This is a genomic window from Evansella clarkii (genome assembly GCF_002019695.1).
Lineage (GTDB): Bacteria > Bacillota > Bacilli > Bacillales > Salisediminibacteriaceae > Evansella > Evansella clarkii.
The window spans coordinates 585,295-610,308 of record NZ_KV917376.1 but is presented as its reverse complement, the minus strand read 5'-3'; the positions used below and the strand labels follow the sequence as shown (position 1 = coordinate 610,308).

Here is a 25,014-nt window from a genome sequence, read left to right as displayed (position 1 = left end):
CCAGCAGTCATACAACAGCATGCTGTGAAGCGCGGCAGTGAGCATCCATGAAAACTGCTGCCGGAACTCGTTCAGCTTTTCAGGAGGTGAGAAAAAACTGTAATCAGTGGCGGCAATTGAGGCAATAATTAAATTTATATACAGGTGGTGCACATAATGGGTATTTTGAGCAGTTTATTCGCTAAACAACCAAAGGAGGAAGAAACAATGGGAAATGAAAAGTTAAATATCGGAATTATTTTAGGAAGTACTCGCCAGGGGAGAGTGAGCCCGCAGGTGGGAGAATGGGTAAAAGAGATTGCAGATAAACGAGGAGACGCAAATTACGAGATCGTTGATATTGCAGATTATGAGCTGCCGTTTCTGGGTGAAGCAGATGCCCCGGGGATTGCAAAATGGAATGAAAAGCTTGCAAGCTTAGACGGCTTTGTCTTTATCGTTCAGGAGTACAACCACAGTATTACTGGAGCTCTGAAAAATGCTTTGGACTTAGCTAGAGAAGCATGGAATAACAAGGCCGCTGGAATTGTCAGCTATGGTTCTACTGGAGGAGCGCGTGCTGCAGAGCATCTGCGGGGAATTATGGGAGAACTAATGATTGCAGATGTAAGAACTCACCCAACATTATCCTTATTTACTGACTTTGAAAACGGAACTGATTTCAAACCGCAGGATTTACATCTTGATAATGTGAACTTAATGCTTGATCAGGTGAATACCTGGAGCGGCGCACTGAAAACAGTCCGATAAAATCAGATAGGATATCTCGAATCAGAGATAGATCAATCCGCGTTAAAAATAAAATGAAATACAGATCATCCAGGTGGAAGGGGACGTCAGCCGTCCGGCGTGCAAAGCTGAATTGACAGCTTCACTCATTTTGAATAAATGTCGTTCAGCTCTGCATCGGAATAAATGGAGATGAGAACAACTGCTGTACCATCGCCAATGTTTTTAACGAAGTGAGGCACGCTCGCATTCCAGCTGAATGTGTCCCCTTCCTCAATGATCAAAGAGTCTTCCCCTTGTTTGGCCAGGACTTTTCCTTCCAGAACTAAGTGGGATTCCACCCCTTCATGGGCATTTTCTTCTCCCATAGAGGAGCCAGGTGGAAACTCGGCGAGCATCATTCTCAGTCCTCCCTTTGAAGACAGGTGCTGTATTTTCAGATCGTTAAAGGATGAATGCGTTCTTTCCTCTTTTTTGATGACACGCATATGCTGTTTTTTTTCAAGCAGCAAATATGGCAGAGGGACATCAAGATAGCTCGCAATCGTATGTAAAGTATTGATAGAGGGTGAAGTATTATTATTTTCCACATTACTGATAAACCCTTTTGAAAGTCCGGTGCCTTCACATAATTGAGCAATAGTAATTTTCTTTCTCTTTCGTATCGACCGGATTTTTGTACCAATATCCAATGTTTTCACCTCTGCTGTTTTCTAATAAGAAACTTACTTTTATTTTAGCAAAAACAAGGCTGGGGCTCTACAGCAAGTGAATAGAGAACTAAAAATTAATATGTATAAATGGAGGAATTATAATGGCTGACAAAAATGAAATGGGAGCAGTAATTTTACGAGTAGTTTTAGGGGTTGTATTTCTTGCCCACGGTCTCGATAAAATCCAGGGAGGAGTAGGTAATACAGCTGCCTGGTTCGACAGTATCGGCCTGCCGGGATTTCTCGCTTATGCCGTAGTTCTTATTGAAACCGCAGGAGGCATCGCGTTGATTCTGGGGCTTGCTACACGCATCGTTGCCGGATTGCTGGCAGTTGTCCTTGCTGGAGCAATCATTACTGTACAGCTATCCGCAGGGTTTTTAGGCGGTTATGCATACGACCTGGCACTCCTTGCTATGGCTGTATACCTGTTTATTAACGGAAGTAAGCTGTATTCTGCAGATCAGCTGCTGTTCAGCGGGAAAAAAGAAAGTGAAACTGCTGTTGGAACAATGTAATATAGTTTTGCAAGGATCAGGTTCTGTTGCGGAGCCTGGTTTTTTGCTGTATCCAGAGGTATTAGATTGGGGATCTTCAATGATTCGGCAACAGTTTGTTAAAAAGAAGTAACTTCTTGGTCAATTGTCGTGTTATAATCAACCTGTATAGATGGTGCTGGAAAAATAAGGGTTTATAAATGTGGGAAATTCCGCGCAAAGAGGAGAGGGGGATATCAATGAGCGGGAAACTGATTTCGGTTGCCCTATTTCTGCTGGCAATAGTGGCTGCAGGCACAGGGATCATATTTTATCAAACCGGGGAAAGTGTAATCCTTTTTGCGGTTATCTTATTGTGCATTCTTCTTTCTGGTGTCCTCCTTGGAAGGCAGATTCCAGTACGATCCGAGGACGCGGAGACGGGAGAAGCTTCTGAACGGAACGAGAACCTTTTGAGAGAGACGGACTTGCTTTATGACTCTCTTTTTGACCAGAACATTGATGGGGTATTAATTTTTGACATTAGCGGGAAGTTAATAGATGGCAATCCGGCTATTTGTGAACTGACAGGTTATACAATAGAGGAAATGAAACACCTGGACTGGTCGACCATTATAAAAGAGGAGGATATGAGCAAAAAAATTCATCACACTCTTGCTGCTGCGGAAGGAACTCCTCAGCAATACACACTGGTTACAAGGAATAAATCCGGGAAAGAGATTGAAGTGCTCATAAAGATGCTCCCAATAAAAATTAATGATAAAGTAGCAGGCGTTTTTGAAATCATTAAAGATATTTCTGAAATCAGAAAACTGGAAGCTTTGATGTACCAATCCGATAAATTACATGCTGTAGGGGAACTGGCGGCTGGAGTTGCCCATGAGATCAGGAATCCACTGACTTCCATGAAGGGCTTTTTGCAGCTTTCAAAGCCAGACATAAAGAAAGATTACTACGAGATCATGGAGAAAGAGCTGGAGAGGATAAATGAAATAGTAGGGGAGTTCCTTTTACTATCCAAGCCCCATAAAGTCTCTTTCTCTTCAAAAGATTTAGGACCTGTTATTAGTAACATTATCAGTTTTATCCAGCCGGAAGCGCTGCTGAAAAATGTGGAGATAACTGCATCCCTTGAGGACGGTCTCTCTGTAATTAACTGTGAAGAAAACCAGCTGAAGCAGGTGATGATCAACCTGCTGAAAAATTCAATGGAAGCTATGCCGGCAGGGGGGAAGATTCAGGTGGCTGCAGAAAACACACCAGCGGGTATATCATTGAAGATTAAAGATGAAGGCCCCGGAATACCGGAGGATGTACTGAAAAAAATCGGCCAGCCTTTTTACACAACGAAGGAAGATGGGAACGGTCTCGGGATGCTTGTTTCCCAGCGGATTGTGGAAGCTCATGGAGGGCAGCTCTTTATTGAAAGTGAGATGGGGAAAGGTACTTTGGTGGAGATCCGCCTTCCTGCTCACGAAAAAACGAAAACTTTAAGTGTATAAATAATTGAACTTGTTCGGGACCGTACAGTCAGCGGTAGTGGACAAGTTTTTCTTTTTCTGGAAGGAAAGGGAGAAAAATAGAGAGTAAATACCTACCTGATGGTCACTGGACACTTTAGCTATTGAATTTTATAGTGAATAGGGAAAACTGGCGCATTTTGAAATTTTCTGTCGGTTACTGTGAAAACAAAATTGGAGGGGTTACATGTTTGCTGGTACTAAAAGACAGTTTTTCTCTGTATTTCTCGTTGTAAGTTTAATAGTTTCATCTTTTCTGCCACTGCCATTTGAGAAGGTGTCTGCAGAGGAAGAGAGTTACTTGTTGAAAGTTTTACATACGAATGATATTCACTCATCTATTGATGGTTTAGGCAAAGTGGCTGCTTATATGGAAGCAGAACGTGCTGAGGCAGACTTCTCCTTGTATCTGGACGCAGGAGATGTTTTCAGCGGAAATCCTGTAGTTGATTTACAGGAAGGGGAACCGATTATCCGGATCCTTAACGAAATGAATCTGGACGCAATGGTTATTGGCAATCATGAATTTGATTACGGCCAGGAAGCTTTTGCAAGAAATGTTGAACTGGCGAATTTCCCATGGCTGAGTGCAAACACGGAAGTAGTTGATTCAGAAATACCAATTGAGCAGCCAGAGCCTTACTTCATTCAGGAGATGGATGGGTTTACTGTAGGAATTCTTGCTCTTACACAGACACCGCCAGCAACAGCGCCTGCGGGAATCGTCGGTCTGGAGTTCCACCCGTATGCTGAGACAGTGGAAGAGTATGCTTATATAAGGGACGAAGTGGATGTTCTTATTGGTTTAACGCATATCGGTTATGGAGCTGATCGTGAGCTTGCAGAACAGTTTGATGAGTTTTTTGACGTAATTATCGGCGGGCATACACATACAGTCCTGCATGAACCTGTGGTTGTGAATGGAACGCCAATCGTACAGACTGGAGCTAACCTTTCTAATATTGGCAATCTCTCTATTGAGATAGACGCTGATACGATGGATGTTATTAATGTGGAAGGGTTCCTTCAGCCGGTGGATGAGCTGACGGAAACAAACGCTGAAATTCAGGCGATGATTGACGAATATAATGCAGAAATGGACGAGGTTCTCGCCCAGGTGATCGGCTATACAGAAACTGGTCTTAGCCGGGATGAGCGTTATGAGCAGGACGCGCCATTAGGGAACTTCTGGACAGACGCCATGCGTGAATATGTCCAGGCAGATATGGCCTTTACGAATAACGGGGGAATCCGTGCAAACATTGAGCCGGGTGAGATTACCGCAGGAGACATTTATACGGTGGAACCGTTTGCCAATGAAGTAATGGAAATGGAAATGACAGGCGCGGCAATCAGAGATGTCATTGAGTATTCTTATAACAGAAGGAATCAGATTGACCTCCAGACTTCCGGGCTTCATTACACAATTTTCACGGATGAAGAAGGAAATCTGGTTGATGTGGAGCTCGTATTGAATGGCGAACCACTGGACATGGGGGAAAAGTACCGTGTCGCTGTGTCTGACTATACGGCTACCGGCGGAGGAGGCTATGACTTTGTCGGAGAAGTAATTCAGCCAAGCGCAGGATTTATGACAAACGCAATGATCGACTTTGCCCAGAGCATTACAGCAGCAGGAGAATATATTAATTACGAGAGTGAAGGACGTATCAGCGTAGAGTTATATGAGGAAGAGGCAGAAGAGGCACCGCCTCAGCCAGGGCCGCCTGCACATGCAGGACCACCGGCACATTCAGGAGCACCTGCACACGCTGGCCCGCCAGCCCATGCCGGAAAAAATGGAAATTCCGGACGTGAATAAAAGTAGTACCCTGCAGCTTGTTTAGCTGCAGGGTTTTTTTCTAGAAGTGAAAAGTTGAATCTATTGAAGGTGAAGGTGTGGCTGCTGGATTCTAATTGTGGTTCGCACAACTTTGAGGTTGATTCACACAACAATGGTGTTGGTTTGCACAACATCAAGGGGCAATCGTCCGACTCAAAACATCACTCGCACAACCTAAGCTGTGTTTAATTAGAAACATTATAAAACCAGGCGCCGCCAGAGGCTCCTGGTTTTTTGCATTTCAAGGCAGCTATTCATTTTCATCCAGCATTTTTTGTAAGACTGGCATCATTAACAGATCAACGATGTGCTCTGCTTCCGCGCGCTCAAAGGGCTTACCGCCTAACATACTTCGGTAGGTTATTAAGGCCGGCCCAATGTCGGCAAGGAGGTCCAGTTCATGGGCCTGCAGCTCATAGTTCTCCTTGATAAAAGGCATCACTATCGACTCTACTGCTTTCCGGTGGCGATGGTAAAAATCGTTTTTCAGCTCTTTATCTAATTGTTCATTCGTTGAAGCAGCGGAGTAAACCGCTGTCAAAATGTCCTGGTATTTTTTATCGCCGCACTTAAAAATGAAGGAAAGCATTTCGACCAGCTGGTCTCGTAATCCCTCGTTTGTGTTCAGGTTCTCCTCAAGTGCTCCAAACGGACTCATCATGGAAACAGCATCAATGACGAGTTCTGTTTTGGAGGGCCAGCGTCTGTAAATCGTCGCCTTGCCTACTTTTGCCTCTGCTGCAACAGCCTCTATTGTCAGCGCATCATACCCGTTCTCTGCCAGCAATTCTAATACTGCGGAGAGAATGACCTCGTTGCGGGACAAATCAAGGGGTCTCCCTCGTTTACTTTCTTCCAGATGCTCATTTTGCACCGTCATAGGGAGAAGCACCGCCTTTCTGATTTTCACCTTTATTATGTGTTTAGTTTAACACTCTGGTTCCTTTGTTACAAATACGATACTGTTGCGTTTCGTTATTCATGGTGGTAATATTATTCAGCGGAACGATACCGTTTCGTATTGATAAAGAGATTTACTGGAGGAGAAGATTATGGCAATTACAGCTCAAGATCAAGCAGCAGCTGAGGAAACGGTTAAACCAAAGGTGAACCCGGTTACTATATTAGCAGTTCTGCTTTCCGGCGCATTTGTCGCCATTTTAAGTGAAACGATTTTAAACGTAGCCCTGAACGCCATTATGGCGGATTTCGGTGTGGCATCAAGCACCGCACAGTGGCTGGTTACTGGATATATGCTTGTGATTGGTACGTTAATACCTGTCTCTGCTTATTTTATGCAGCGGTTTACGACACGTCAGCTTTTCATAACAGCAATGTCACTGTTTACACTGGGAACTATCATATCGGGTGTCAGTCCGGTATTTGCTGTTCTTTTAACCGGCCGATTAACACAGGCAGTTGGTACAGCAATCATGATTCCGCTCCTGATTAATGTTATTCTCGCTGTTATCCCAATTGAAAGACGAGGAGCAGCTATGGGAATGGTAGGGCTTGTAATTATGTTTGCACCGGCAATCGGTCCCACTGTTTCAGGCCTGATTGTTGAGAATTTATCGTGGCGATGGCTGTTTTATTTTATTTTACCTATTGCGTTAGCATCTCTGTTCTTTGGGATGAAGGTGCTCACGAATATTCTGAGACGTCAAAACCAAAGCTCGATGTCCTTTCCTTTGTTTTATCCATGCTTGGCTTTGGCGGGATAGTATATGGCTTCAGTGCTGCTGGTAAGGGAGACGCCAGCTTTGCAGATCCGATGGTATTCTCCTTTTTGATTGTGGGTTTTATATCACTTGGTTTGTTCAGCTGGCGCCAGTTGAAGATCGCCACACCATTACTGGATATCCGGGTGTTCAGGTATCCAATGTTTTTACTGGGTCTCGTAATGGTAATGCTCGTGATGATGACGATGTTTGCCATGATGCTCGTCATGCCTATATATATGCAGGGAGCCCTGTTATTCAGCGCTGTAACCGCAGGTTTGGTTATGCTGCCGGGAGGGCTGTTAAACGGAGCAATGTCACCCGTTATGGGGCGCTTGTTTGACAGATTCGGGCCACGGCCTTTATTAATTCCAGGGACCATTATTTTAGCGGCTATTGTCTTCACATACCGTTATACAGTTCCGGGAATTCCGACCTGGATTGTTATCGTCCAGCAGGCCATTCTCATGATTGCGGTTGCGATGATCATGATGCCAGCACAAACAAATGGGCTGAACCAGATTCCTGCAAAACTATATCCCCATGGCACAGCTATAATGAATACATTAATGCAAGTATCAGGGGCTATTGGAGCAGCACTGTTTATTTCGGTAATGGAAACAGGGCAGCAAAATTACCTGGCCGGAACAGGAAGTGCAAATCCATCTGAACAAATGATGATCGAGGCACTTACTTACGGTTCCCAGCAGAGTTTTTCAACAGGGTTTTATTTGGCTCTAGCTACAGTAGTCCTGGCGCTTCTCGTCAGGAGAACGAAACCTTCGGAGGAAGCATAATTGCAAAAAATTGATGTGTATTTATTTTAATGCAGTGTAATCAGTCAGTTGAGATCCCCTCAACTGATTGTTTATTTGTTGTAATCCGATTAACCGCGGTTTTATGAACAAAAACCAGGTACCATTGAACGGAATCAGAAGTAAAGTACGAAATGAGGAGTTCAAAGAACGAAACCAGAGTTTCAAAGAACGGAATCAGCGTTTCAATGTGCGAAAATCCAACCTGCGAGCGAAACTGACGTCCCAACCTGCGAAAATGAAATATTCATTGATAAGTAAGCAAAAGAGGCTGCCCTTTAACAGGCAGCCTTCTTTGCCATACTTCTAACTACCTAATTAACTCCTCACCCCGGCACCTGGCCGGCGAGTTTTTCCCTGTCCCAGTGCCGGTGCTGGGCGAGTGCCTGAATAAAGGATTTATTGAAACCGCGCAGATTTCCCGCATTCCGTACTGTCACCACTCCATGGGAGGAGATAGGAAGCGACGGGTTTTCCGCCCCGGCGATAATAGCATTGCGAATCTGCGAGGCAGTCAGGAGGTTAACGCCTTCGTTTACTGCACCAATTGTTTTTGCGTGCTTAAAAGCTTCGTTAATAAAGTGAAGCGCTTCTCCATCGCCGGCAAGGCTGCTGGCACTTTTACGCCCTCCCGGTACGAATACAGCATCATACATGACGGACTCCACCGTAGTGAGGCTGTTATCTGCCTCGATCTGATGCTTTCCGTCCTCACTCACGAGTTTGCCTAATCTTCTGCTGATGATATCAGGATATACGCCTTCTTTTTTCAGCGCATCCGTAAACTGGCGCAGCTGGTTCACATTCCAGCCATGATCCAGCAAAATGGCAACTCTCCGGGATCTTGCTGTTTTATTCGTATTCTCCTGGCTCAAAGCAGGGGACTTTGCTGTAATCCCTTTATCTGCGGGCCTTGCCGGCGGTACGGCGCCCACTCCTGCTGCAATCTGCCTTGCAAGTGTGTGGTCAACATGATTAAACATATCTACAACTCGCTGGCGGAGCTCCATATGTTCTACTTTTCCAACTTCAAAATGAAACGCCTCTACAATATGCCGTTTCTCTGCTGGTGACATACTGTTCCAGAATAACTGGGCCTGGCTGAAGTGATCCTTAAAGCTTGGACTCCGTTCCTGAATTTTCTTACCCTCCACTTTTTCCTGGTAATGCGTATACCCGCCCTTTTCCGGAGGGACTGGACGAGGATAATTCCCCCTCATGGAATTTGGCTGATAGCTCGTGACACCACGGTCTATCGTCATCCTGTGATAGCCGTCCCGCTGGTTGTTGCGCACCCGTGTCATTGCCCGGTTCACCGGAATCTCGTGGAAATTCGGCCCGCCTAACCGTATGAGCTGGGTATCCAGGTAGGAGAACAGCCGCCCCTGGAGCAGAGGATCATTCGTGAAATCAATACCGGGCACTACATTTCCTGTGTGAAAAGCGGCCTGCTCTGTTTCAGCAAAAAAATTGTCGTTGTTCCTGTTCAGGGTCAGCTTGCCGATTGGCCTGACAGGGATGAGTTCCTCGGGCCAGAGCTTGGTTGCATCAAGAATGTCAAAATCAAATTTAAATTCATCTTCCTCTTCAAGTATCTGTATGCCGAATTCGTACTCAGGGAAATGGCCTGCTTCAATAGCTTCCCAAAGATCACGCCTATGGTAATCGGGATCTTTTCCTGCGAGCTTCTGAGCCTCATCCCATACGAGAGAATGGATTCCGAGAAGAGGAGTCAAATGAAATTTTACGAACCGGGCCTTCCCCTGGGCGTTTACAAGTCTGAATGTATGAACGCCGAACCCCTGCATCATCCGGTAGCTTCTCGGTATCGCTCTGTCTGACAGAAGCCACATGACCATATGGGCGATCTCCGTGTTATTCACTACAAAGTCCCAGAATGTATCGTGAGCCGAGGAAGCCTGGGGTATTTCATTATGGGGCTCTGGTTTTATCGCATGTACAACGTCCGGGAATTTGATTGCATCCTGGATGAAAAAAACCGGAATATTATTTGCCACAAGGTCATAATTACCTTCTTCAGTATAAAATTTCGTGGCAAAACCACGTACATCCCGTACAGTATCTGCGGAGCCCCGTGAACCAACAACAGTTGAAAAACGGACAAACACCGGAGTTTTTACAGACGGGTCCTGAAGAAATTTAGCCCTCGTCAGCTCCGTTAAAGGTTCATACACCTGAAAATACCCGTAAGCTCCAGTCCCCCGGGCGTGAACGACCCGTTCGGGGATACGCTCATGGTCAAAATGAGTCATTTTCTCACGGAAATGAAAATCCTCCATAATCGTGGGTCCACGGATACCTGCTTTAAGAGAATCATCATCATTTGAAACAGGCACTCCCTGGTTCGTCGTCAGCTTTTCCCCTTCATGATCTACCGTAAACTGCTCCAGCTGCTGCTTTTTCTGCTGCGGCCGCTGTTTCGGCGGTGTGCTCATTTTAGGCAGTTTATTATCTTTCATCAGTTTCCCTTCCCCCTCACTGCACATGTCTTCTACTCGTATATGTATGGCAGGCCGTTGCATTTTATGCTGTTGCTGCACGGGCTTGGAAAAAATCAGGAACTTATGTATGTTTTAAATTTCCAGTAGAAAAATAGATGTGAACAGGACTAGTTCACGTTTTACAACTAACTAACAGGAGGATGACAAGATGAAGAAAAACATACTGGGGGCACTTACCTTACTTATTTTTTTAAGTATAGTGGTGCCTGCAAACTTTGCGCAGGCTCAGGATCCGGAATATGCGAAGTGGGGGAAGCTTGCCATTGAAAGAATGATGGAAGAATATCCAGGTGAGGACGTGAAGGATTATGACTATCAGGGGAAAGTAATGATTTCTGATGTGCGGGAGCAGTTTAACTTTCTGTTCACACTGGAAGACGGAAGTAAAGTGAGAGCATACGTGCTTGTGGACATGAAAAAAGATGAGCTGATTGATATACATCTGGAAAAGGGGCAGTAAACAGGAAAGCCGGGTTATGCTGTAAAAGCATCCCGGCTTCTTCTTTATTTCAGGTCCACTAAAATGAAGCATTTATCATCATTTTCAGTGTAGCTGCTTTCGGTCTCCTCCAGTGACTGAAGAATGCTTCCTTTCAGCTCTTTAAGAGAAGCGGAAGGGTGTTTCATCAGAAGATCAGGAAGGTGCTGGACATCAAGGGGATCGGTAACTCCGTCTGTATACAGGAGCAGGCGGCCGCCGCTTGAGTATTCGACCGAGTTTTTTACAAATGTTATCCCTTCAAACGCCCCGAGAGGAGGAGTAGTGGATATGAGTTCGTACTGAATGCCATCTGGAGCCTGGAGAAGTGCGGGAGGATGGCCTGCATTAACATATTCAATGGTTTGTTTTTTCGTATCGATAAAAAGATAAATTGCTGTACAGTAATGCCAGGCGTCTGCATTATTGCGGAACAGTTCATGGAGGTGGGCATCAAGTTCCTTCATGATCCTTTCTCCAGTAACGCCCCGTGAAATCAGCCTCTGGAACAGGGACTGAAGTGACATAGTAATCATGGAGGAGGAAATTCCGTGCCCCATTACGTCGAGGAGAATAATGCCATACTGTGTCCTGCTGATCTGGTAAAAACCGTAGATATCTCCGGAAAGCTCGCTGGAAGCTTTATAGTAAGCATCGATTTGCAGTTCCTCATTACTGATTGGTTCTGTTAATGATGTTTCCTGAATATTCTTTGCCAGCTGAAGCTCTTTTTCCATATTTTCTTTATACAGCTGGTTTTCCCTGTTAAGGGTGATCAGCTCTTGTCTCTGTTCTTCGATCTTCTGCAGAAGATCCTCCATTTCGATGACTGCTTTGTCTTTTTCAAGGAGAGCGATCTCGGCCATTTTTTTCGCCTGGATCAGCTCGTTTTCATACTCGTCCCGTTTGCGCATGGGGATAAGAACACAATCGATCACAGAGGCGTTGTTTCGATTCCTTCGCAGCGCATTAATAAGCACAGGAAGTTCTTCCCCTTTGCTGGTTGTTAAGGAGAGATACATTTCTTCCACTTTTTCTTCTTTTTTAATAAGAGGACAGAAGTAAAGCTGGAAAAAAAGACGGGCAGGAACAGAGAGTATTTCGTTGATATGCTTCCCGCTCAGCTTCTCCCCACTATAGTCGAGGAGAATAAGTAATGTCTCATTAACAGAAATGAGGTTTCCATCCTCATCCATCGTAATAAAACCGCATGGAGCAAAGTTTAACTGATCATCCATCAAACCCGGTCACCTGTTTTCTTTTTTTCAAAGTTTGCCATATCTCCAGCCAAATATTCACTGATTAACCGGATCGTTTCCTCAGGGTGGCTCATGTGCGGGCAGTGCCCTGTTGCTTCCATAACTCTGAACGTGCTGTGAGGAGTGTTTTCATGAACAAAGTGGCCTACCTCCATAGAAGCGATTACATCGTCCGTACACTGGAGGATAAGTGACGGCACGGTAATATTCGGAAGGTCTTTCCTGTTATCAGCAAAAAAGGTCGCCTGAGCAAACTGCCTCGCTATGACCGGATCGGTGGAACAGAACCGTTCCTCAAGGTCAGCGGAGAGTTCGGGGCTCTGGGGATTGCCCATGACAGTGGCAGCAAACATATTTGCCCAGCCAATATAATTCTTTTCCATCAAATCTAACAGACCTGTAAGCTCCTCTTTTTCGTAACCACCGGCATATTCAGGAGGGTCGTTCAGATAGCATGGAGAGGGCCCCAGCATGATGAGGCTGGAGAACAATTCAGGTTTTTCCAGAGAGGCGAGGGCTCCGATCATGCCTCCTACAGAGTGTCCGACTAAAATAACATTCTCTAACTTTAATGCTTCGCACACATCGAGGACGTCCTGCGCGTACCCTTCGAGAGTGCTGTATTTATCAGGGCTGTATGCTGCCAGGTCGGAATTCCCGGCGCCCACATAATCAAATAAAATAACTTTATAGTTGTCTTCAAAAGACTCTGCTACTGTATTCCATACATTCTGATCACAGCCAAAGCCAGGAGCAAAAAGCATCGGCACAGTGCCGCGCCCTTTCACTTTTACGTTATTTCGGGCTAATATATCCATTTATTTAAAAGCTCCTTCTGCTTTTTTACTTTTTCAACATTTTTGTTTAAAAAATATGCTGATTCTATCATAGCATTTTAGTAGTAGTTATGTGGGAAAATGCGAAAATTGGTACTGGCGGATTGTGGGAATTCCATGATAGAACAAGTTTAAAGCCTCTTCTGGAAGGAGGATGAAAAAGTGTGTAAATTTTTCAGAAATTCAAAAGGAAATTTAGTACTAGCGATAATTCTGAATTCAAATCATTTATTCCCAGGAACTAACGAAGAGCACCTCCTGCTTCAGGGAAGAGCTCTTCATCAATAATATCGTCTGCCGCCGGCAAATCTCTCTGAGAAAAAGTCATCATGATCCAGATGGCGGGTTGTTACGCCTGAAGACTCAGAAGCAATGATAAACTGGTCATGGCCGATGTAAATACCAGGCAGGTAACTGCTTGAACCTTCGAAAAAGACAAGGTCGCCGATCTCCATCTCGCTCCGCTCTATTTTTTCTCCTGCTTCGAACTGGGCGTTCGCGGTGTCAGGGAGATCGATACCGAGGCTTTCCCGGTAGACATACTTAACGAGTCCGGATGTGTTGAAGCCTTCGTCTGGTGATGTGCCGCCGGATTCAAAAGGTGTGTAAAGAAGACTGGCTGCCTCCTGGACCACAGGGTGCTCGCCCTGGAGGCTCATGCTATCGTATCTTCGGGCGCCTGTGTAGTTGTCGTTCCAGTAATCGTTCAGATAAGAGATTTGGGTTTTCGCTTCTGTTCTGCTCGCATGGATCATCAGACCCTCCCCGAGATATATGCCTGCATGTGTGATCTCTCCATTACCCCGGTCATCATCCTCCAGGTCAATTCCGGAGAAAAACAGGATGTCTCCTGGTTCAAGATCTTCACGTTCAACGGCCTCGCCAATGAGGTATTGATCAGTAGTAACCCGTGGAATGTATACGTCCATGCTCTCACGGAATACGAGCTGGGTAAAAAACGAGCAATCGAAGGCTTCCAGAGTATTGCCCCCGAATTCGTATGGAATATCAAGATATTCCATTGCGTGCCGTACTGCCGGGTGGCTGTGGTCCATATATGTGTCAGGATGAAGGGCTGCTTTTTCCTCCTCTGTGAGTCGTTTTCCCTCTGTAAAGTTTTCCGTCCAGAAGCCCCCGTCCTGCAGGCGCAGTGTCTCCACCCCGTTGCTTTGAGAGGCGGTCACAAACTCTCCGTGCCCTAAGTAAATACCGCTCATTATTGTGTTCGCTTCAAAAAAGACGAGGTCCCCAGGGTAAAGCTCTTCGGCTGTGACTTGCTCACCGAGTTCATTTTGATGCTGGGCTATCCGTGGCATACGGAGACCGGTGGTTTCCTCATACACGTGCTGGGTGAATCCGGAAGAATTAAAGCCTTCTTCAGGGGATGAACCGCCGGACTGGAAAGGAGTGCCCTCGAGGCTGCTGGCTGCAGACAGGATGTCTTCTGTTTCCTGGTCCAGATCTCCGTAATCCCTGTCAGCAAAGATTTCCTTCATTTTATTTTCAGTTTCTGTTGGTTGGGTATCGCTGGTGTTATTGCCAGTTGTCGGAGTGTCACTCGTAAAATTAATAAAATCCCACGGTCTGAAGAGGAGAGCAAGTATGAGTAAAAGTGCGCCAACCATCAAAAATGTCGTCCCGTTGTTCCTGGCTGCTGTCCGCCTTCGCGCCATAAGGTATCACCTCTTTTTTGAAAAATATGTAAGTTACTATTAGTCTATCAACGGTGAAGGAGAGTTGTAAAGGGGAGGGGGTGTGAGTGGTGGCATTCAACAGGACCTGTGGGGAAATTTATGGGGGGAGAATTCATCAGGACTTGTGCGTAACCTCATTGGAGTCGTGCGAATCACCCGTGAAGTTGTGCGAATGGTATAGGGAAATGAGCGAATAGTGGTTCGAGTTGTGCAAATAACAGAGACCTGTGCGAATGACCATGGCAGATGAGGAATAAAAGGTTAAAACTTGCGATTAACTAAGGGTGGAGCAAATAATTCTCTAGATAGAGGATTTTTATTAATTAGAGTTGGTGATTTTCGCAGGTTTCCGCGTGATAATATCATTGTTTGGCGTGATAACTATACGATTTGGCGCGATAACTGCTGAGTTTAGCGTGATAACCCTTTGAATCGGCGCGATACAGCTACGTATCGTTGATCCAATGAACGAAACAAGCTGGTCAATGAACGAAAAAGATACCAATGAACGAAACAAGCTGGTCAATGAACGAAAACAGGTATTCAATGAACGAAACAAGCTGGTCAATGAACGAAAACAGGTATTCAATGAACGAAACAAGCTGGTCAATGAACGAAAAAGATACCAATGAACGAAACTGGATGGTCAATGAACGAAAACAGCTATTCAAAGAACGAAACAAGCTGGTCAATGAACGAAAAACAATATTCAATGAACGAAAACAGGTTTTCAATCAACGAACCAGCTGCATATCCACCTCCCCCCAAAAAACCGGCACTAAAGCTTTCCCTCCTTACGTGAAACCTGATAAACTTAATTAAAATCGATTAAAGGAAATTTGCAGAAAAAGGACGTCACGATATGTATAATTGCGGTCTTGTTTTAGAAGGGGGAGGGATGAAGGGACTCTATACAGCAGGGGTTCTGGAGTACTTCCTGGAAAATGAGTTATTTTTCAGCTATGTAAGCGGCGTTTCCGCCGGAGCGTGCATGGGTGCATCCTATGTGTCGAGGCAGAAAGGACGAAACAAAGAGGTGAACGTAGGTCTGGCAAGCGATCCTCGCTTTCTGTCCTGGCGTAACCTTATTTTTAAAAGAGAACTGTTCGGTATGGATTTTTTATTTGATGAAATACCAAATAAGCTCGTTCCGTTTGATTACGAAGCGTTTCGGGAGTCAAAAGAGCGTTTTCTCGTCGCAACGATGGACTGCCAGACGGGGGAGGCCCGCTATTATGATAAAGAAAAACACGGGAAGGACATACTGAAAATCATCCGGGCTTCAAGCTCACTGCCCTTTATTGCAGCTCCTGTTGAATATGAGGGAAGGATGCTTCTGGACGGGGGACTAGTTGATCCGGTCCCTGTTAAAAAATCGATTGAAGACGGGAATGAAAAAAATATAGTAGTGCTGACAAAAGGGGAAAATAAACGCCTTGAACCGGGAAGAACTTCTGGCCTTATGAGGCTGCTGTACCGAAAATATCCGGCTGTAGCGGAGTCGTTCAGAAAGCGGCTAGTTACATATAACGAAACTCTCGGTTTCCTTGAAAAAGAACAGAAAAACGGCAACATATTTATCATTCAGCCCTCCAGGGAACTTCCGGTTAGCAGTTTTGAACGTAACGAAGCAAGGCTGCTCAGTTTGTATGACCTTGGATATAACGATGCGAAAAATAATGTCATTCGGCTGAAACAATGGCTTTCATAATAAAAAGCAAGGGCGGCCGCCCTTGCTTTTACTAACGCTTTTTTAATTCACTGATAAAATTCCTGAGGGCCGAATCTTCATCTGCTAAAAATCTTTCCAGTTCCTCTTCATTCCCTTCAAAAGAGAGCCTCAAAGCTTCCATTAAAGATTGCTCTTCCACAGATTCCAGGTCTTCAACCAGTGGAGTCCAGTCCAGAGTTTCATAGAATCGTTCTTTATTTTCCCACGCCATCTCCTGTACTTTTTCCCATTCTGTCCCCAGGTACAGTTCCAGGGCAAGAAGATTTCCAATATACTCGTTGGATCGATCTTCTTCCATTACTTCATAGAATAAGCTGCGGGCTTCTTCCAGTTCACCGAGCCTTGTTAAAGTTATCCCGTACAAAGCTTTAACATAGGAGGATTGCTTTCCCTCAGGCACTTCTTCCTGATACCTGGAGAACCACTTAGCTGTTTCCACCCAGTCCCCGGCGGAAAAATAATACTCAATAATATGAAATAAATTCCCTTCATCTGGAGCAACTTCATAAAGCCTTTTCTGGTATTCGGCAGTTTCTTCCGCATTTTTTTCATCAAGGCCGTTAATCCTCGTGATCATCCTCAGGCTGTGAATATCATCTTCATTTTCTGCAACATTTTCCTTATAAAGAGCCAGTGCTTCTCTGGCTTTGCCGTCCATTAACAGGTTATCTGCTTCCGTCATCTCCCGCTCCTGCAACTGGAAAAACGGCAGAGCTCCCATAGTTTCTTCCTTGAGGCGATACCCATTACTCTGGCCAATGAATTCCCCGTCTTCATCAAAAGCGTGCACATACCAGAAATAGCTTCCATGCACGTTTGCAAAGGCAAGGAGGCTTTCCGGCTGAACGCTGTCCCACTCCTCATCACCGAATGAAAAGCCTACCGCTTTTGCGTACAGATCATCCGCTTCAAAAGTAATCTGTGACTCTGGTATTTCCTCCATAAATCCTACGGAGAGGGAGCCAGCACCACCATCCACCTCAATTCCTAAAAATATCGTGTAGCTGGCAGCATCAGGATAGTCCTCCCAGTCAAACGTAATCGTCTCATTCTCAAGTGTTTCATAGTCTTTTGGACCGCTTATATTAATAAGGGGGGTCAGCTCGATATCATACTGTTCAGCTTCATCAGCTTCAAGGTCGACCCATTCATACATATCTGCCGGCCACGACCAGCCGTCCACTTGCTCAAGGAGCAGGCCAACCTGCACCTGATAGCTTCCAGGCGCAACTCCGTGGAAAGAATAGCTTCCGTCCGGGCCTGTTACTGTTCCATATTTTTCATCAAAGGGGGAGGGGCTGGTCCTCATGACATTCGGTTCATCTTTTAAAAATACGCCGGCATTAGCCAGCGGCTGGCCGTCAGACCTCGTTATCCTTCCTTCAATGGAAGCGCCCCCTGCATTATCATCCATAGACTCTATACTTGTTTTTAAGTCTTCAGCAACTGTTAAATAATAGCTATCTTCCTGAAACTCATCTGTATAATCCGGGTCATACTCCCTCATTTCTTCCAGAAGCTGCCGTTCATGCTCCCGATAATCTTCCATTGCAGTGTCCAGTACAGCCAGAGCTTCCTCAGTTTTATCCTGGAGCATATAAGACCGGGCTTTTAACATAGCAGTCTGAAGCCTTGCATCAGGATAGCTTTCCGGGACCTCCTTTTCATACTGGTCTATAAGTGCTTCGGCAGCTTCGAATTCCTGGAAGTTAACAGCCTGTTCTATGTTCCTTAGCTTTAATTCATGGTAATGCTCACTATTATTATCGTAACGAGCGGCCGCCTTTTGCAGAGAGAGGCTTAGATTTTCATAATCGCCTTCGCCATAGTAATAAACCGAAAGAATATCTGCTGCTTTCCTGTGCGTGTCCCCTGCAGGGCCTTTTTCCAGGTATTCAAGTAAGTATGGAGCGCTTTCCTCCAGTGTAAAATATCGCTCAGCCGCTTCAGGACCGGGACCCATTATGCCGGAGGGGCTTACATATATATCATAATGCGCTCCAGGTGCTGGACTAATCATATATTTCTCGATCAGTTGCAGCCGGTTTCGGGACTTACTCTCTATATTTTCAATGATACGTTCTTTAGCCTGCTCTGTTTCCCCGCTCGCCAACTGGCGGCTGATGCCCCAGGTTTCGAGCTGTGGCTGGAGAAAACTGATGAATAAAACCAGAAGAACAATTACAGAAACGGTGCTAAGCACGAGATGTTTCACCTTCATTTTTACTCTCATCGGTCGGATTCCTCTCTCTCCAGAAGGTCGCTCCAGTAAATGCTGCCGCCTTTCTCGATGAGCTCCCTTTGTCCGTCCGGGGCTGTTTCAGAAATAACAAACATTGAACCGGCAGAAAGAAAGAGGAAAAGGGCCGCGCCCACGGGAACTAATGGAATGTTTATTTCTTTATTCCACAAACGGTCGAGTTTTTCCCGGAAAGATCTCGGATGTGTTCGGGCAGTGACTTTCCCCGCTGCAGTAAAATTGTACTGCTCCAGCTCTTCCACGAGTATCTGTTTAGCCTTTCTTTGTTCGTCTCTGCTGTTCATCCTGAACATCTCCTTTCTGTAAAAAATCCTTTAACAGCCTGCGCCCGCGGGCGATTCTTGTTTTTACCGTGTTCTCGTTTTCCTCAAGCATTTCAGAGATCTCCCTGATGGACAGCTCATGAAAATAAAATAGTGTGATTGCCTCTCTGTAATGGTAGGTGAGAGACTGGATGCCTTTATGTAAATGTTCATTTCTCTGGGCTGTCAGGAGGGCGGCTTCTGGCAGAGGGTCAGTTTCTGCGAGCTGATCGAATGCTGCTTCTTTTTCTGCCAGAAAAATATTTTTCCAGCTCCACTTTCTCATTCTCGCTCTGCAGCCGTTAACAGTGATGATAACGAGCCAGCCTTTTAACTTGCTGTCATCTTCCAGCTGCTCAATTTTCTGAAAAGCTGTGACAAATGTATCCTGGACAATTTCTTCCGCTAAATAATAGTCTTTTACAAGCAGCACTGCTGTCCTTACAAGCTCATTTCCGTATAGCTGCATCAGCTCATTCAATGCGCTTTCTTCTCCGCTGCGTAATCGTTCAACCAAATCCACCCCTGTGCCCCCTCTCACTAATAAAGATACCGGCTGGAAAAAGTAAGTTTCATATATTGGAAAATTAATTTCTATTTTTTTCTAGTTTAAGTTATTTTAGCACGTATCCAGGTGCTGTCTTTGTGTTTATTTAACATGAGGAGTATCCATCATGCCCGAACTTTGGAGAGGGGACTACGTCAGGTCTGGCGAAGGAAGGCCACCGGGTGATCGCATCTGTGTCTTCGAGTTGGGTTAATTGAGAAGTGCATATTGGTTTTAATTTGTTAATAATAGGAAAGGGAGAGGGAAAAAATGTAACCCTCTGTAGTGGCAGTCTGGAGGACTTAATTTGGTGGAAGTACAATATTAAAGAAAAGTGTCTATAAGGTTTTATGAAGAGTGTTGTTCAGGTCCTCCCCTTTCCTGATGCGACTGTAGATCAACCTATCTCCAAAGCAAGCATATGACAGTGAATTAATGGAAATAGCTTTTCGGTGAAAGTATACGAAGAGGTTAATTTTTTTCATTTGAGAGGGTGATTCCATTTTACATTAGTACAAACATGGTGGTCGGAAAAGCAATTTATGTCTTGCATTCGTCAGGCTGCACTTGTCTGTGCGCAACTTTTGTTTTAATAACTTTGCGGCGTATTCAATAGGTGTCTTATATACTTCATACCATTCCTCGTGAGCGAGCTCACCGTTTTTAATAGAGAAGAAGGGGTAATCATTTGTGTGATTGACTTCAAATAAATACAGCCTTCCATCTTTAGAGATTCCAATATCAAAGCCGAAATCGTACATGCCTTTCTTATATTTTGATAGATGCTCAGCTAATTTCAAACTAATCTGCTTGATTTGCGGGAATAGGTGATGATAGTGAAGGGTAGGGTGATTTCTTAAAACTTCCTCTAACAAATAGGATTCTCCGCCCTGACTCATATTAGTGAGTAATTGACCAGGTCCTGCAACTTTCGTGAATATAGCTGAAAGCTGCCACTTCTCTCTTGTATTTTTTTGTACAGCGACGCGCAGGTCAAACTTAGATCCATTGTAGGAGGCAAGTTCTATCCCTTCTTGAACCAAATATTTTCTCTTCTTTATGGTTTTTGTAAGAACGGAAGGAAGCTTGCTGGTAAAACGCTTTCCCTTCCATTGCCCTTTACTGTTTTTTGTATACAATACCCATCTTCTATTCCCATCTTTCTCAATTTTCATTATACCTTTACCGCCTTCTCCGCGGTTGGGTTTGATTACTACACTAGGATATTTTCGTATCATTGATTTAATACTTTTAGTTGAAGCTAACCTGGTATATGGCTGGTAAATGGAAAGAGATTCATTTTTATTCACAATTTTCCATACATTCCACTTATAATTATTTTTGTATAAGTTGAAGATTTTAACCCCTTTTTGGTTAAGTGATTCAAAGAGGGGCAGGTGCTTTTTAGTGTGGCCAACACGTTTATAAATAACTTTTGGAATAGATACTCTTTTTTTCTTGTATGTTCCGTTTTCCTTTATAAGGGAATTAACTGTAGTAGTATTTGGCTGTAAATCCTGGAGTCGGAAAAAGCAAACTGTACAATTTTGTTTTTTTGCTGCTTTCGTGTAGAGTTGAACTCTCTTTCGTACATTGGGATCGTCCTTTAACAACAGTCTATACTTTTCTGAAGGAAGAATAACACCAATGCGTCTCATTTTAGAACTCCTTTCCTTCGTTGAATTTGAATTGCATAAGAGAACATTTCAATATATGACTTTTCAAGTGGCGCAGAACCATTCACCTTATAAAGTGAACGCTTTCCACTGCTTAAATTAGCTTCAATTATCCATAGGCGACCGTTTTTATCTATTCCTAAATCAATTCCGATTTCTCCAAGAGGACCATAGCTTGTTTCAAGTGCTTTATACGTATCGATAGAGAGTTTCTTCACTTTCTGTATAAGTGCTTTACGCTCGTTATTTGTATAGTTGTAAGTCCGTTTTAAATAGGCTCTAAGATTGTAGCACTTCGAAATTCGTGATTTGAAGTTACCGTTGAGGTGTTCGCTTGCAATACATCCTGCGACCTTAATTTCATTATTTGTGCTGCGGTGTAATTCTGTTCGTATGTCAAAGGTAGTATGTTTAGTGGTGATTAAAGGAATTTCTTCTTGAATAAAGATCTCCTTTTCGTGAAAGAAGTGTCTTAGAAGCACCATCAGCTTAGCGAAAGATACTATTCCTTTTTTCCAAGTGCCATTTAGGTAATAGGCGTACTGATATGAACCAGGTCGCTTCTTTTGCACTCTCATGACACCTTTGCTTTGAAAACTGCTGGTTGCTTTAATATAAACTGCTTTATAATAATTAAGGTAGAGGGATAACTGCCACCTTCTTTTTAACGATACCTTGTGTGTCTTGGGTAAATATTGGGCAGTAGAAGGGTGCTTAACTAACCTTTCATATTGTTCATATTTATCAAGGCTTGTGGAGAGGTTAAGGAGAAGAGTATTGTGTGATCGAAGTGCCTTATGGAAATCAGGGTACAATGCAGGAGTATACGTCCCCCCCAGGCGATATATGATTTGTGGTAAGGGGAAGTATTTTCTTTTCCATTTTTTTGATTTTCTATTATAGTAGACTCCTCTTATTTTTTTTGCTTCTTTGTTAAAATCATTAGCCACAAAAAAATATACAGTTGCCTTGACCTTCCTGCATGCCTTGTACAATAATTTCGGTCGGTAAGTTACTTTTTGTCTTAAAAGCATCTTTTTCGTGCTCGGTCTGCATAACAGTCCAATGATTGGCCTATGAGCACTCAAAGTAATCCCTCCTTATTTAGTAAGTTACCATATATTATTAAAACTTTATTTAAGATGACAGGGTGTTTTGTCGAATTTTAATATAATTAATGAGAGTGTCTTCATTCTAAAACACGTAGTGATAATCTATTTGCATTGAATAAAAGATTTGTAATTCGAGAGACTCAACCAGATAAGAACATTCTAAATAAAAAAGAAAATCGATAGTGAACAGAGGGGTGGCCCCTGTTTTAATGCAAGAATTTTACCTTCCGCGAATTTTTATAATGGTAGTTGCTGAGAGTTTTACAGACCGTTACTTCATCAAATAAGTCTGAATGGTATGCGGAGATTAAAAAATGATGTATGGAACAATTCATTAGACAGACAAAAGGGCGGAATTTTCCAGTTGGTTTATTTGTTTTAACCAATCGCCTGTTACGAAAAATGAGGATTTATTCAGCACAGTAATTTAAATCTGACAATATTCACTCTTTCATTACCATTTCAATAATAGATGCTTGAGATAAACAGAAGAAGGATGGGATTCTAGACGATCAGAACACAGCCATTAATGAAGGAAGAAGAGGAGGAAAACTGGGAGAAGGATATTAACGTTTTTTTGTGAAAACCAGGGACCCTTGCTGATGCAAGGGTTCTTTTTTAGTGTGGGATGCCAAAAACTAGTGGGAATTTGGCAGTTATTAATCGGTGAAGCTGGAGGTTCAATCATTGAAATGGGTGGTTCAATCAACGAAATCGAGTGTTCAATCAACAGAACTATATTTCAATCAACGAAACTTGATGTTTAATCAACGAAAAAGAGGAGCCAATCAACGAAATCAGGCGTTCAATCGACGAACGAGAATCCAATCAACGAAATGTGATGTTCAATCAACGAACGTGAATCCAATCAACGAAATGTGATGTTCAATCAACGAACGTGAATCCAATCGACGATTCCAGTAACCCACCCCTTCATATGTATTTTTCAAAAGCTCTTTCCGTATACTCAACAGAATCAATTTCATAATTCAAGATTTTTATCAATTAATACGAACATTATCTTAAAAAGTTACTTTGTTGTTCGATTACGTTTCAGACGGACGCGTTCTGCGGGCACGGCTTCAACTAATTTTAGACGGTCAAATGCCGTCAAAAATGGATTTTCAGCTCGCGCTATTCCCGCAAGAACGAGCATCTTCTTCACGCAAATGCATCGAGTTGTCTCGACGGATATTCTACGGAGCTAAGCTGGCAAAACTCTTTTTGCGACGAGTAACCGCAGGAGCAAAACTCTTTTTGCGACGAGTAACCGCAGGAGCAAAACTCTTTTTGCGACGAGTAACCGCAGGAGCAAAACTCTTTTTGCGACGAGTAACCGCAGGAGCAGAGGAAGAGACAGTCACCGCCGTCTTACGCTGTAATCGAAAAGCAACGTTCGTCTTTCTTTTATGCAAAGTCTATATATCAAATTCATTCAATTTAAATTATTTTAGCACACGCGCTTCTTTGTGTTTATTTAGAATTTTGCTGAGGAGGCCCTCGCATGAGCGATTTTGGTAACGCAGGAGCACCCATCATACCTGTTCACCGTATACTCCACCGAGGTTTAGATGTAACACCTCGGGGAATACAAAACACTGATATTTAAATGACAGGGGGCGTGTTTTTTTATGGCAAAAACAATCTTTATTACCGGAGCCGGAACAGGTCTTGGTAAGGGGACCGCTTTAGGTCTTGCTAAGGAAGGGCACCGTGTAATCGCATCCGTGGAGATTTTTCCCCAAGTAACTGCTTTGCGGGAAGCTGCGGAAGCGGAAGGTGTTGACCTGGAAGTTTTTAAGATGGATATCACTGATCCGGAAGACCAGGCCCTTATGCATAAATACGATTTTGATATTTTTGTGGCAAATGCAGCGATTAATGAAGGCGGGCCGATCAGCGAAGTGCCGGTGGACAAGCTGCGGGAGATCATGGAAGTGAATGTCTTCAGTACGCTTGAAACAGCACAGATTGCCGCTGAAAAATTTGTGGAAAAGCGGTCTGGAAAAATCGTGTTCATGTCCTCCATGGCAGGGCTGATGGCATCTGCTTATACAGGGCTTTATGCAGCCTCCAAGCATGCACTTGAGGCGATTGCAAAAACGATGAAGGAAGAAATGGAGCATTTCGGGGTTCAGGTAGCAACGATTAACCCAGGGCCATTCAATACAGGCTTTAACGACCGTGCTGCCGAAGCGAAATGGAGATGGTACCACGAGGATATCCATTTCTCTCCGAAAGAAGAAATGCAAAAGGTGGACGAAGGCATGTCCGACCAGTTTGACCCGGAAGATATGATTGCGAAGATGGTGGAAGTCATCCCGAAAGACTCCCATAAATTCCGCACAGCTTACCCGCCGGAAACAGAGAAACAAATGAAGGAAGAAGAAGCGGAAAACTGGGAGAAAGATATTTAACTCTTTTTTTGTGATAACCATGGACCCTTGCTGATGCAAGGGTTCTTTTTTAGTGTGGGGGTACAAAAAATAGTGGGAATTTGAATATGGCAGTTATTAATCGGTGAAGCTGGAGGTTCAATCATTGAAATGGGTGGTTCAATCAACGAAACGTGATGTTTAATCAACGAAAAAGAGGAGCCAATCAACGAAATCGGGCGTTCAATCAACGAACTGCATTTCAATCAACCATCCCATTAACCCATCCCCCTCGTTTCAAACAACAAAAACCATACTTTTCCCAGACGGTCTGGAATAAGCTTACAATCTCGATTATTATTAATTAAGGAAGGGGGCAGAAG

Annotated in this window: 23 protein-coding genes; 10 read left to right on the top strand and 13 right to left on the bottom strand. The window is 44.0% G+C overall.

Going from position 1 to position 25,014, the window contains the following annotated elements; translation table 11 throughout:
- The first annotated feature begins 156 nt into the window (after nt 1-156).
- Nucleotides 157-750 (top strand): NADPH-dependent FMN reductase, encoded by a 594-nt coding sequence (locus tag BK582_RS02750; protein WP_078592862.1) that lies wholly within the window; start codon nt 157-159, stop codon nt 748-750.
- Between the two features lie 125 nt (nt 751-875).
- Here BK582_RS02750 and BK582_RS02745 read toward each other — a convergent pair whose 3' ends face one another.
- Nucleotides 876-1,421, bottom strand: coding sequence for a helix-turn-helix domain-containing protein (locus tag BK582_RS02745; protein WP_078592861.1), 546 nt, complete (start codon nt 1,419-1,421; stop codon nt 876-878).
- 122 nt (nt 1,422-1,543) lie between these two features.
- Between BK582_RS02745 and BK582_RS02740 the strand changes: the two genes are divergently transcribed.
- From BK582_RS02740 to BK582_RS02730, 3 genes are all read left to right on the top strand, one after another.
- Complete coding sequence (locus BK582_RS02740; RefSeq protein ID WP_078592860.1) at nt 1,544-1,960, top strand: DoxX family protein; 417 nt, start codon at nt 1,544-1,546, stop codon at nt 1,958-1,960.
- A gap of 218 nt (nt 1,961-2,178) precedes the next feature.
- Nucleotides 2,179-3,441: an ATP-binding protein gene (locus tag BK582_RS02735; RefSeq protein ID WP_169910783.1), complete on the top strand. Its 1,263-nt coding sequence runs from the start codon at nt 2,179-2,181 to the stop codon at nt 3,439-3,441.
- A 205-nt stretch (nt 3,442-3,646) separates the two neighbouring features.
- The gene (locus BK582_RS02730) at nt 3,647-5,281 is read left to right on the top strand and encodes a bifunctional metallophosphatase/5'-nucleotidase (RefSeq protein WP_078592858.1); all 1,635 of its coding nucleotides are present in this window, start codon (nt 3,647-3,649) and stop codon (nt 5,279-5,281) included.
- Nucleotides 5,282-5,552: 271 nt separating this feature from the next.
- On the opposite strand, the gene BK582_RS26750 is transcribed toward BK582_RS02730, so the two are convergent.
- A complete protein-coding gene (locus BK582_RS26750) occupies nt 5,553-6,212 on the bottom strand; it encodes a TetR/AcrR family transcriptional regulator (protein WP_169910780.1) in 660 nt (219 codons plus the stop codon).
- 142 nt (nt 6,213-6,354) lie between these two features.
- Here BK582_RS26750 and BK582_RS28210 point away from each other — a divergent pair, with 142 nt between their 5' ends.
- Nucleotides 6,355-7,026: an MFS transporter gene (locus BK582_RS28210; protein ID WP_338066795.1), complete on the top strand. Its 672-nt coding sequence runs from the start codon at nt 6,355-6,357 to the stop codon at nt 7,024-7,026.
- The gene (locus tag BK582_RS28205) at nt 7,005-7,820 is read left to right on the top strand and encodes an MFS transporter (RefSeq protein WP_338066794.1); all 816 of its coding nucleotides are present in this window, start codon (nt 7,005-7,007) and stop codon (nt 7,818-7,820) included. Before BK582_RS28210 ends, BK582_RS28205 begins: the two co-directional genes overlap by 22 nt.
- 344 nt (nt 7,821-8,164) lie before the next feature.
- Here the strand turns inward: BK582_RS28205 and BK582_RS02715 are convergent, their stop codons facing one another.
- Nucleotides 8,165-10,294 (bottom strand): catalase, encoded by a 2,130-nt coding sequence (locus tag BK582_RS02715; RefSeq protein WP_078597760.1) that lies wholly within the window; start codon nt 10,292-10,294, stop codon nt 8,165-8,167.
- A 214-nt stretch (nt 10,295-10,508) separates the two neighbouring features.
- On the opposite strand from BK582_RS02715, the gene BK582_RS02710 reads away from it, so the two are divergent.
- The gene (locus tag BK582_RS02710; protein ID WP_078592857.1) at nt 10,509-10,820 is read left to right on the top strand and encodes a DUF3889 domain-containing protein; all 312 of its coding nucleotides are present in this window, start codon (nt 10,509-10,511) and stop codon (nt 10,818-10,820) included.
- Between the two features lie 44 nt (nt 10,821-10,864).
- Here BK582_RS02710 and BK582_RS02705 read toward each other — a convergent pair whose 3' ends face one another.
- The 3 genes from BK582_RS02705 to BK582_RS02695 form a co-directional block, all read right to left on the bottom strand.
- A complete protein-coding gene (locus BK582_RS02705; RefSeq protein ID WP_078592856.1) occupies nt 10,865-12,076 on the bottom strand; it encodes a SpoIIE family protein phosphatase in 1,212 nt (403 codons plus the stop codon).
- Entirely contained in the window at nt 12,076-12,915 is an 840-nt protein-coding gene (locus tag BK582_RS02700) for an alpha/beta fold hydrolase (protein WP_078592855.1), read from the bottom strand. Before BK582_RS02700 ends, BK582_RS02705 begins: the two co-directional genes overlap by 1 nt.
- A gap of 299 nt (nt 12,916-13,214) precedes the next feature.
- Entirely contained in the window at nt 13,215-14,606 is a 1,392-nt protein-coding gene (locus BK582_RS02695; RefSeq protein ID WP_078592854.1) for a C40 family peptidase, read from the bottom strand.
- Between the two features lie 525 nt (nt 14,607-15,131).
- Between BK582_RS02695 and BK582_RS27595 the strand changes: the two genes are divergently transcribed.
- Together BK582_RS27595 and BK582_RS02685 are read left to right on the top strand one after the other, a co-directional pair.
- A complete protein-coding gene (locus BK582_RS27595) occupies nt 15,132-15,449 on the top strand; it encodes a hypothetical protein (protein WP_139368202.1) in 318 nt (105 codons plus the stop codon).
- Nucleotides 15,450-15,489: 40 nt separating this feature from the next.
- Entirely contained in the window at nt 15,490-16,338 is an 849-nt protein-coding gene (locus BK582_RS02685; protein WP_078592852.1) for a patatin-like phospholipase family protein, read from the top strand.
- A 31-nt stretch (nt 16,339-16,369) separates the two neighbouring features.
- Here BK582_RS02685 and BK582_RS02680 read toward each other — a convergent pair whose 3' ends face one another.
- The 7 genes from BK582_RS02680 to BK582_RS26735 form a co-directional block, all read right to left on the bottom strand.
- The gene (locus BK582_RS02680; RefSeq protein WP_078592851.1) at nt 16,370-18,592 is read right to left on the bottom strand and encodes a carboxypeptidase-like regulatory domain-containing protein; all 2,223 of its coding nucleotides are present in this window, start codon (nt 18,590-18,592) and stop codon (nt 16,370-16,372) included.
- The gene (locus BK582_RS02675; RefSeq protein WP_078592850.1) at nt 18,589-18,903 is read right to left on the bottom strand and encodes a hypothetical protein; all 315 of its coding nucleotides are present in this window, start codon (nt 18,901-18,903) and stop codon (nt 18,589-18,591) included. Before BK582_RS02675 ends, BK582_RS02680 begins: the two co-directional genes overlap by 4 nt.
- A complete protein-coding gene (locus BK582_RS02670; RefSeq protein WP_078592849.1) occupies nt 18,872-19,444 on the bottom strand; it encodes an RNA polymerase sigma factor in 573 nt (190 codons plus the stop codon). Before BK582_RS02670 ends, BK582_RS02675 begins: the two co-directional genes overlap by 32 nt.
- 533 nt (nt 19,445-19,977) lie before the next feature.
- Nucleotides 19,978-21,126, bottom strand: a complete 1,149-nt coding sequence (locus BK582_RS02665) for a YheC/YheD family endospore coat-associated protein (protein ID WP_078592848.1) — start codon at nt 21,124-21,126, stop codon at nt 19,978-19,980.
- Nucleotides 21,123-22,094: a YheC/YheD family protein gene (locus tag BK582_RS02660; protein ID WP_169910770.1), complete on the bottom strand. Its 972-nt coding sequence runs from the start codon at nt 22,092-22,094 to the stop codon at nt 21,123-21,125. Before BK582_RS02660 ends, BK582_RS02665 begins: the two co-directional genes overlap by 4 nt.
- Before the next feature lie 1,192 nt (nt 22,095-23,286).
- Complete coding sequence (locus BK582_RS27990) at nt 23,287-23,421, bottom strand: hypothetical protein (RefSeq protein ID WP_276328187.1); 135 nt, start codon at nt 23,419-23,421, stop codon at nt 23,287-23,289.
- A gap of 31 nt (nt 23,422-23,452) precedes the next feature.
- On the bottom strand, nt 23,453-23,671 hold the full coding sequence (locus tag BK582_RS26735; RefSeq protein WP_218190698.1) for a hypothetical protein: 219 nt from the start codon (nt 23,669-23,671) through the stop codon (nt 23,453-23,455).
- A gap of 216 nt (nt 23,672-23,887) precedes the next feature.
- On the opposite strand from BK582_RS26735, the gene BK582_RS02655 reads away from it, so the two are divergent.
- The gene (locus BK582_RS02655) at nt 23,888-24,673 is read left to right on the top strand and encodes an SDR family oxidoreductase (protein ID WP_078592846.1); all 786 of its coding nucleotides are present in this window, start codon (nt 23,888-23,890) and stop codon (nt 24,671-24,673) included.
- The last annotated feature ends 341 nt before the right edge of the window (nt 24,674-25,014 follow it).

Excerpts from the sequence above, each read along its gene's own strand:
- BK582_RS02750 (WP_078592862.1), top strand. The coding sequence starts at position 157 with ATGGGTATTTTGAGCAGTTTATTCGCTAAACAACCAAAGGAGGAAGAA.
- BK582_RS02740 (WP_078592860.1), top strand. The coding sequence starts at position 1,544 with ATGGCTGACAAAAATGAAATGGGAGCAGTAATTTTACGAGTAGTTTTA.
- BK582_RS02735 (WP_169910783.1), top strand. The coding sequence starts at position 2,179 with ATGAGCGGGAAACTGATTTCGGTTGCCCTATTTCTGCTGGCAATAGTG.
- BK582_RS02730 (WP_078592858.1), top strand. The coding sequence starts at position 3,647 with ATGTTTGCTGGTACTAAAAGACAGTTTTTCTCTGTATTTCTCGTTGTA.
- BK582_RS28210 (WP_338066795.1), top strand. The coding sequence starts at position 6,355 with ATGGCAATTACAGCTCAAGATCAAGCAGCAGCTGAGGAAACGGTTAAA.
- BK582_RS28205 (WP_338066794.1), top strand. The coding sequence starts at position 7,005 with ATGCTTGGCTTTGGCGGGATAGTATATGGCTTCAGTGCTGCTGGTAAG.
- BK582_RS02715 (WP_078597760.1), bottom strand. The coding sequence starts at position 10,294 with ATGAGCACACCGCCGAAACAGCGGCCGCAGCAGAAAAAGCAGCAGCTG.
- BK582_RS02710 (WP_078592857.1), top strand. The coding sequence starts at position 10,509 with ATGAAGAAAAACATACTGGGGGCACTTACCTTACTTATTTTTTTAAGT.
- BK582_RS02705 (WP_078592856.1), bottom strand. The coding sequence starts at position 12,076 with ATGGATGATCAGTTAAACTTTGCTCCATGCGGTTTTATTACGATGGAT.
- BK582_RS02700 (WP_078592855.1), bottom strand. The coding sequence starts at position 12,915 with ATGGATATATTAGCCCGAAATAACGTAAAAGTGAAAGGGCGCGGCACT.
- BK582_RS02695 (WP_078592854.1), bottom strand. The coding sequence starts at position 14,606 with ATGGCGCGAAGGCGGACAGCAGCCAGGAACAACGGGACGACATTTTTG.
- BK582_RS27595 (WP_139368202.1), top strand. The coding sequence starts at position 15,132 with ATGAACGAAACAAGCTGGTCAATGAACGAAAACAGGTATTCAATGAAC.
- BK582_RS02685 (WP_078592852.1), top strand. The coding sequence starts at position 15,490 with ATGTATAATTGCGGTCTTGTTTTAGAAGGGGGAGGGATGAAGGGACTC.
- BK582_RS02680 (WP_078592851.1), bottom strand. The coding sequence starts at position 18,592 with ATGAGAGTAAAAATGAAGGTGAAACATCTCGTGCTTAGCACCGTTTCT.
- BK582_RS02675 (WP_078592850.1), bottom strand. The coding sequence starts at position 18,903 with ATGAACAGCAGAGACGAACAAAGAAAGGCTAAACAGATACTCGTGGAA.
- BK582_RS02665 (WP_078592848.1), bottom strand. The coding sequence starts at position 21,126 with ATGAGACGCATTGGTGTTATTCTTCCTTCAGAAAAGTATAGACTGTTG.
- BK582_RS02655 (WP_078592846.1), top strand. The coding sequence starts at position 23,888 with ATGGCAAAAACAATCTTTATTACCGGAGCCGGAACAGGTCTTGGTAAG.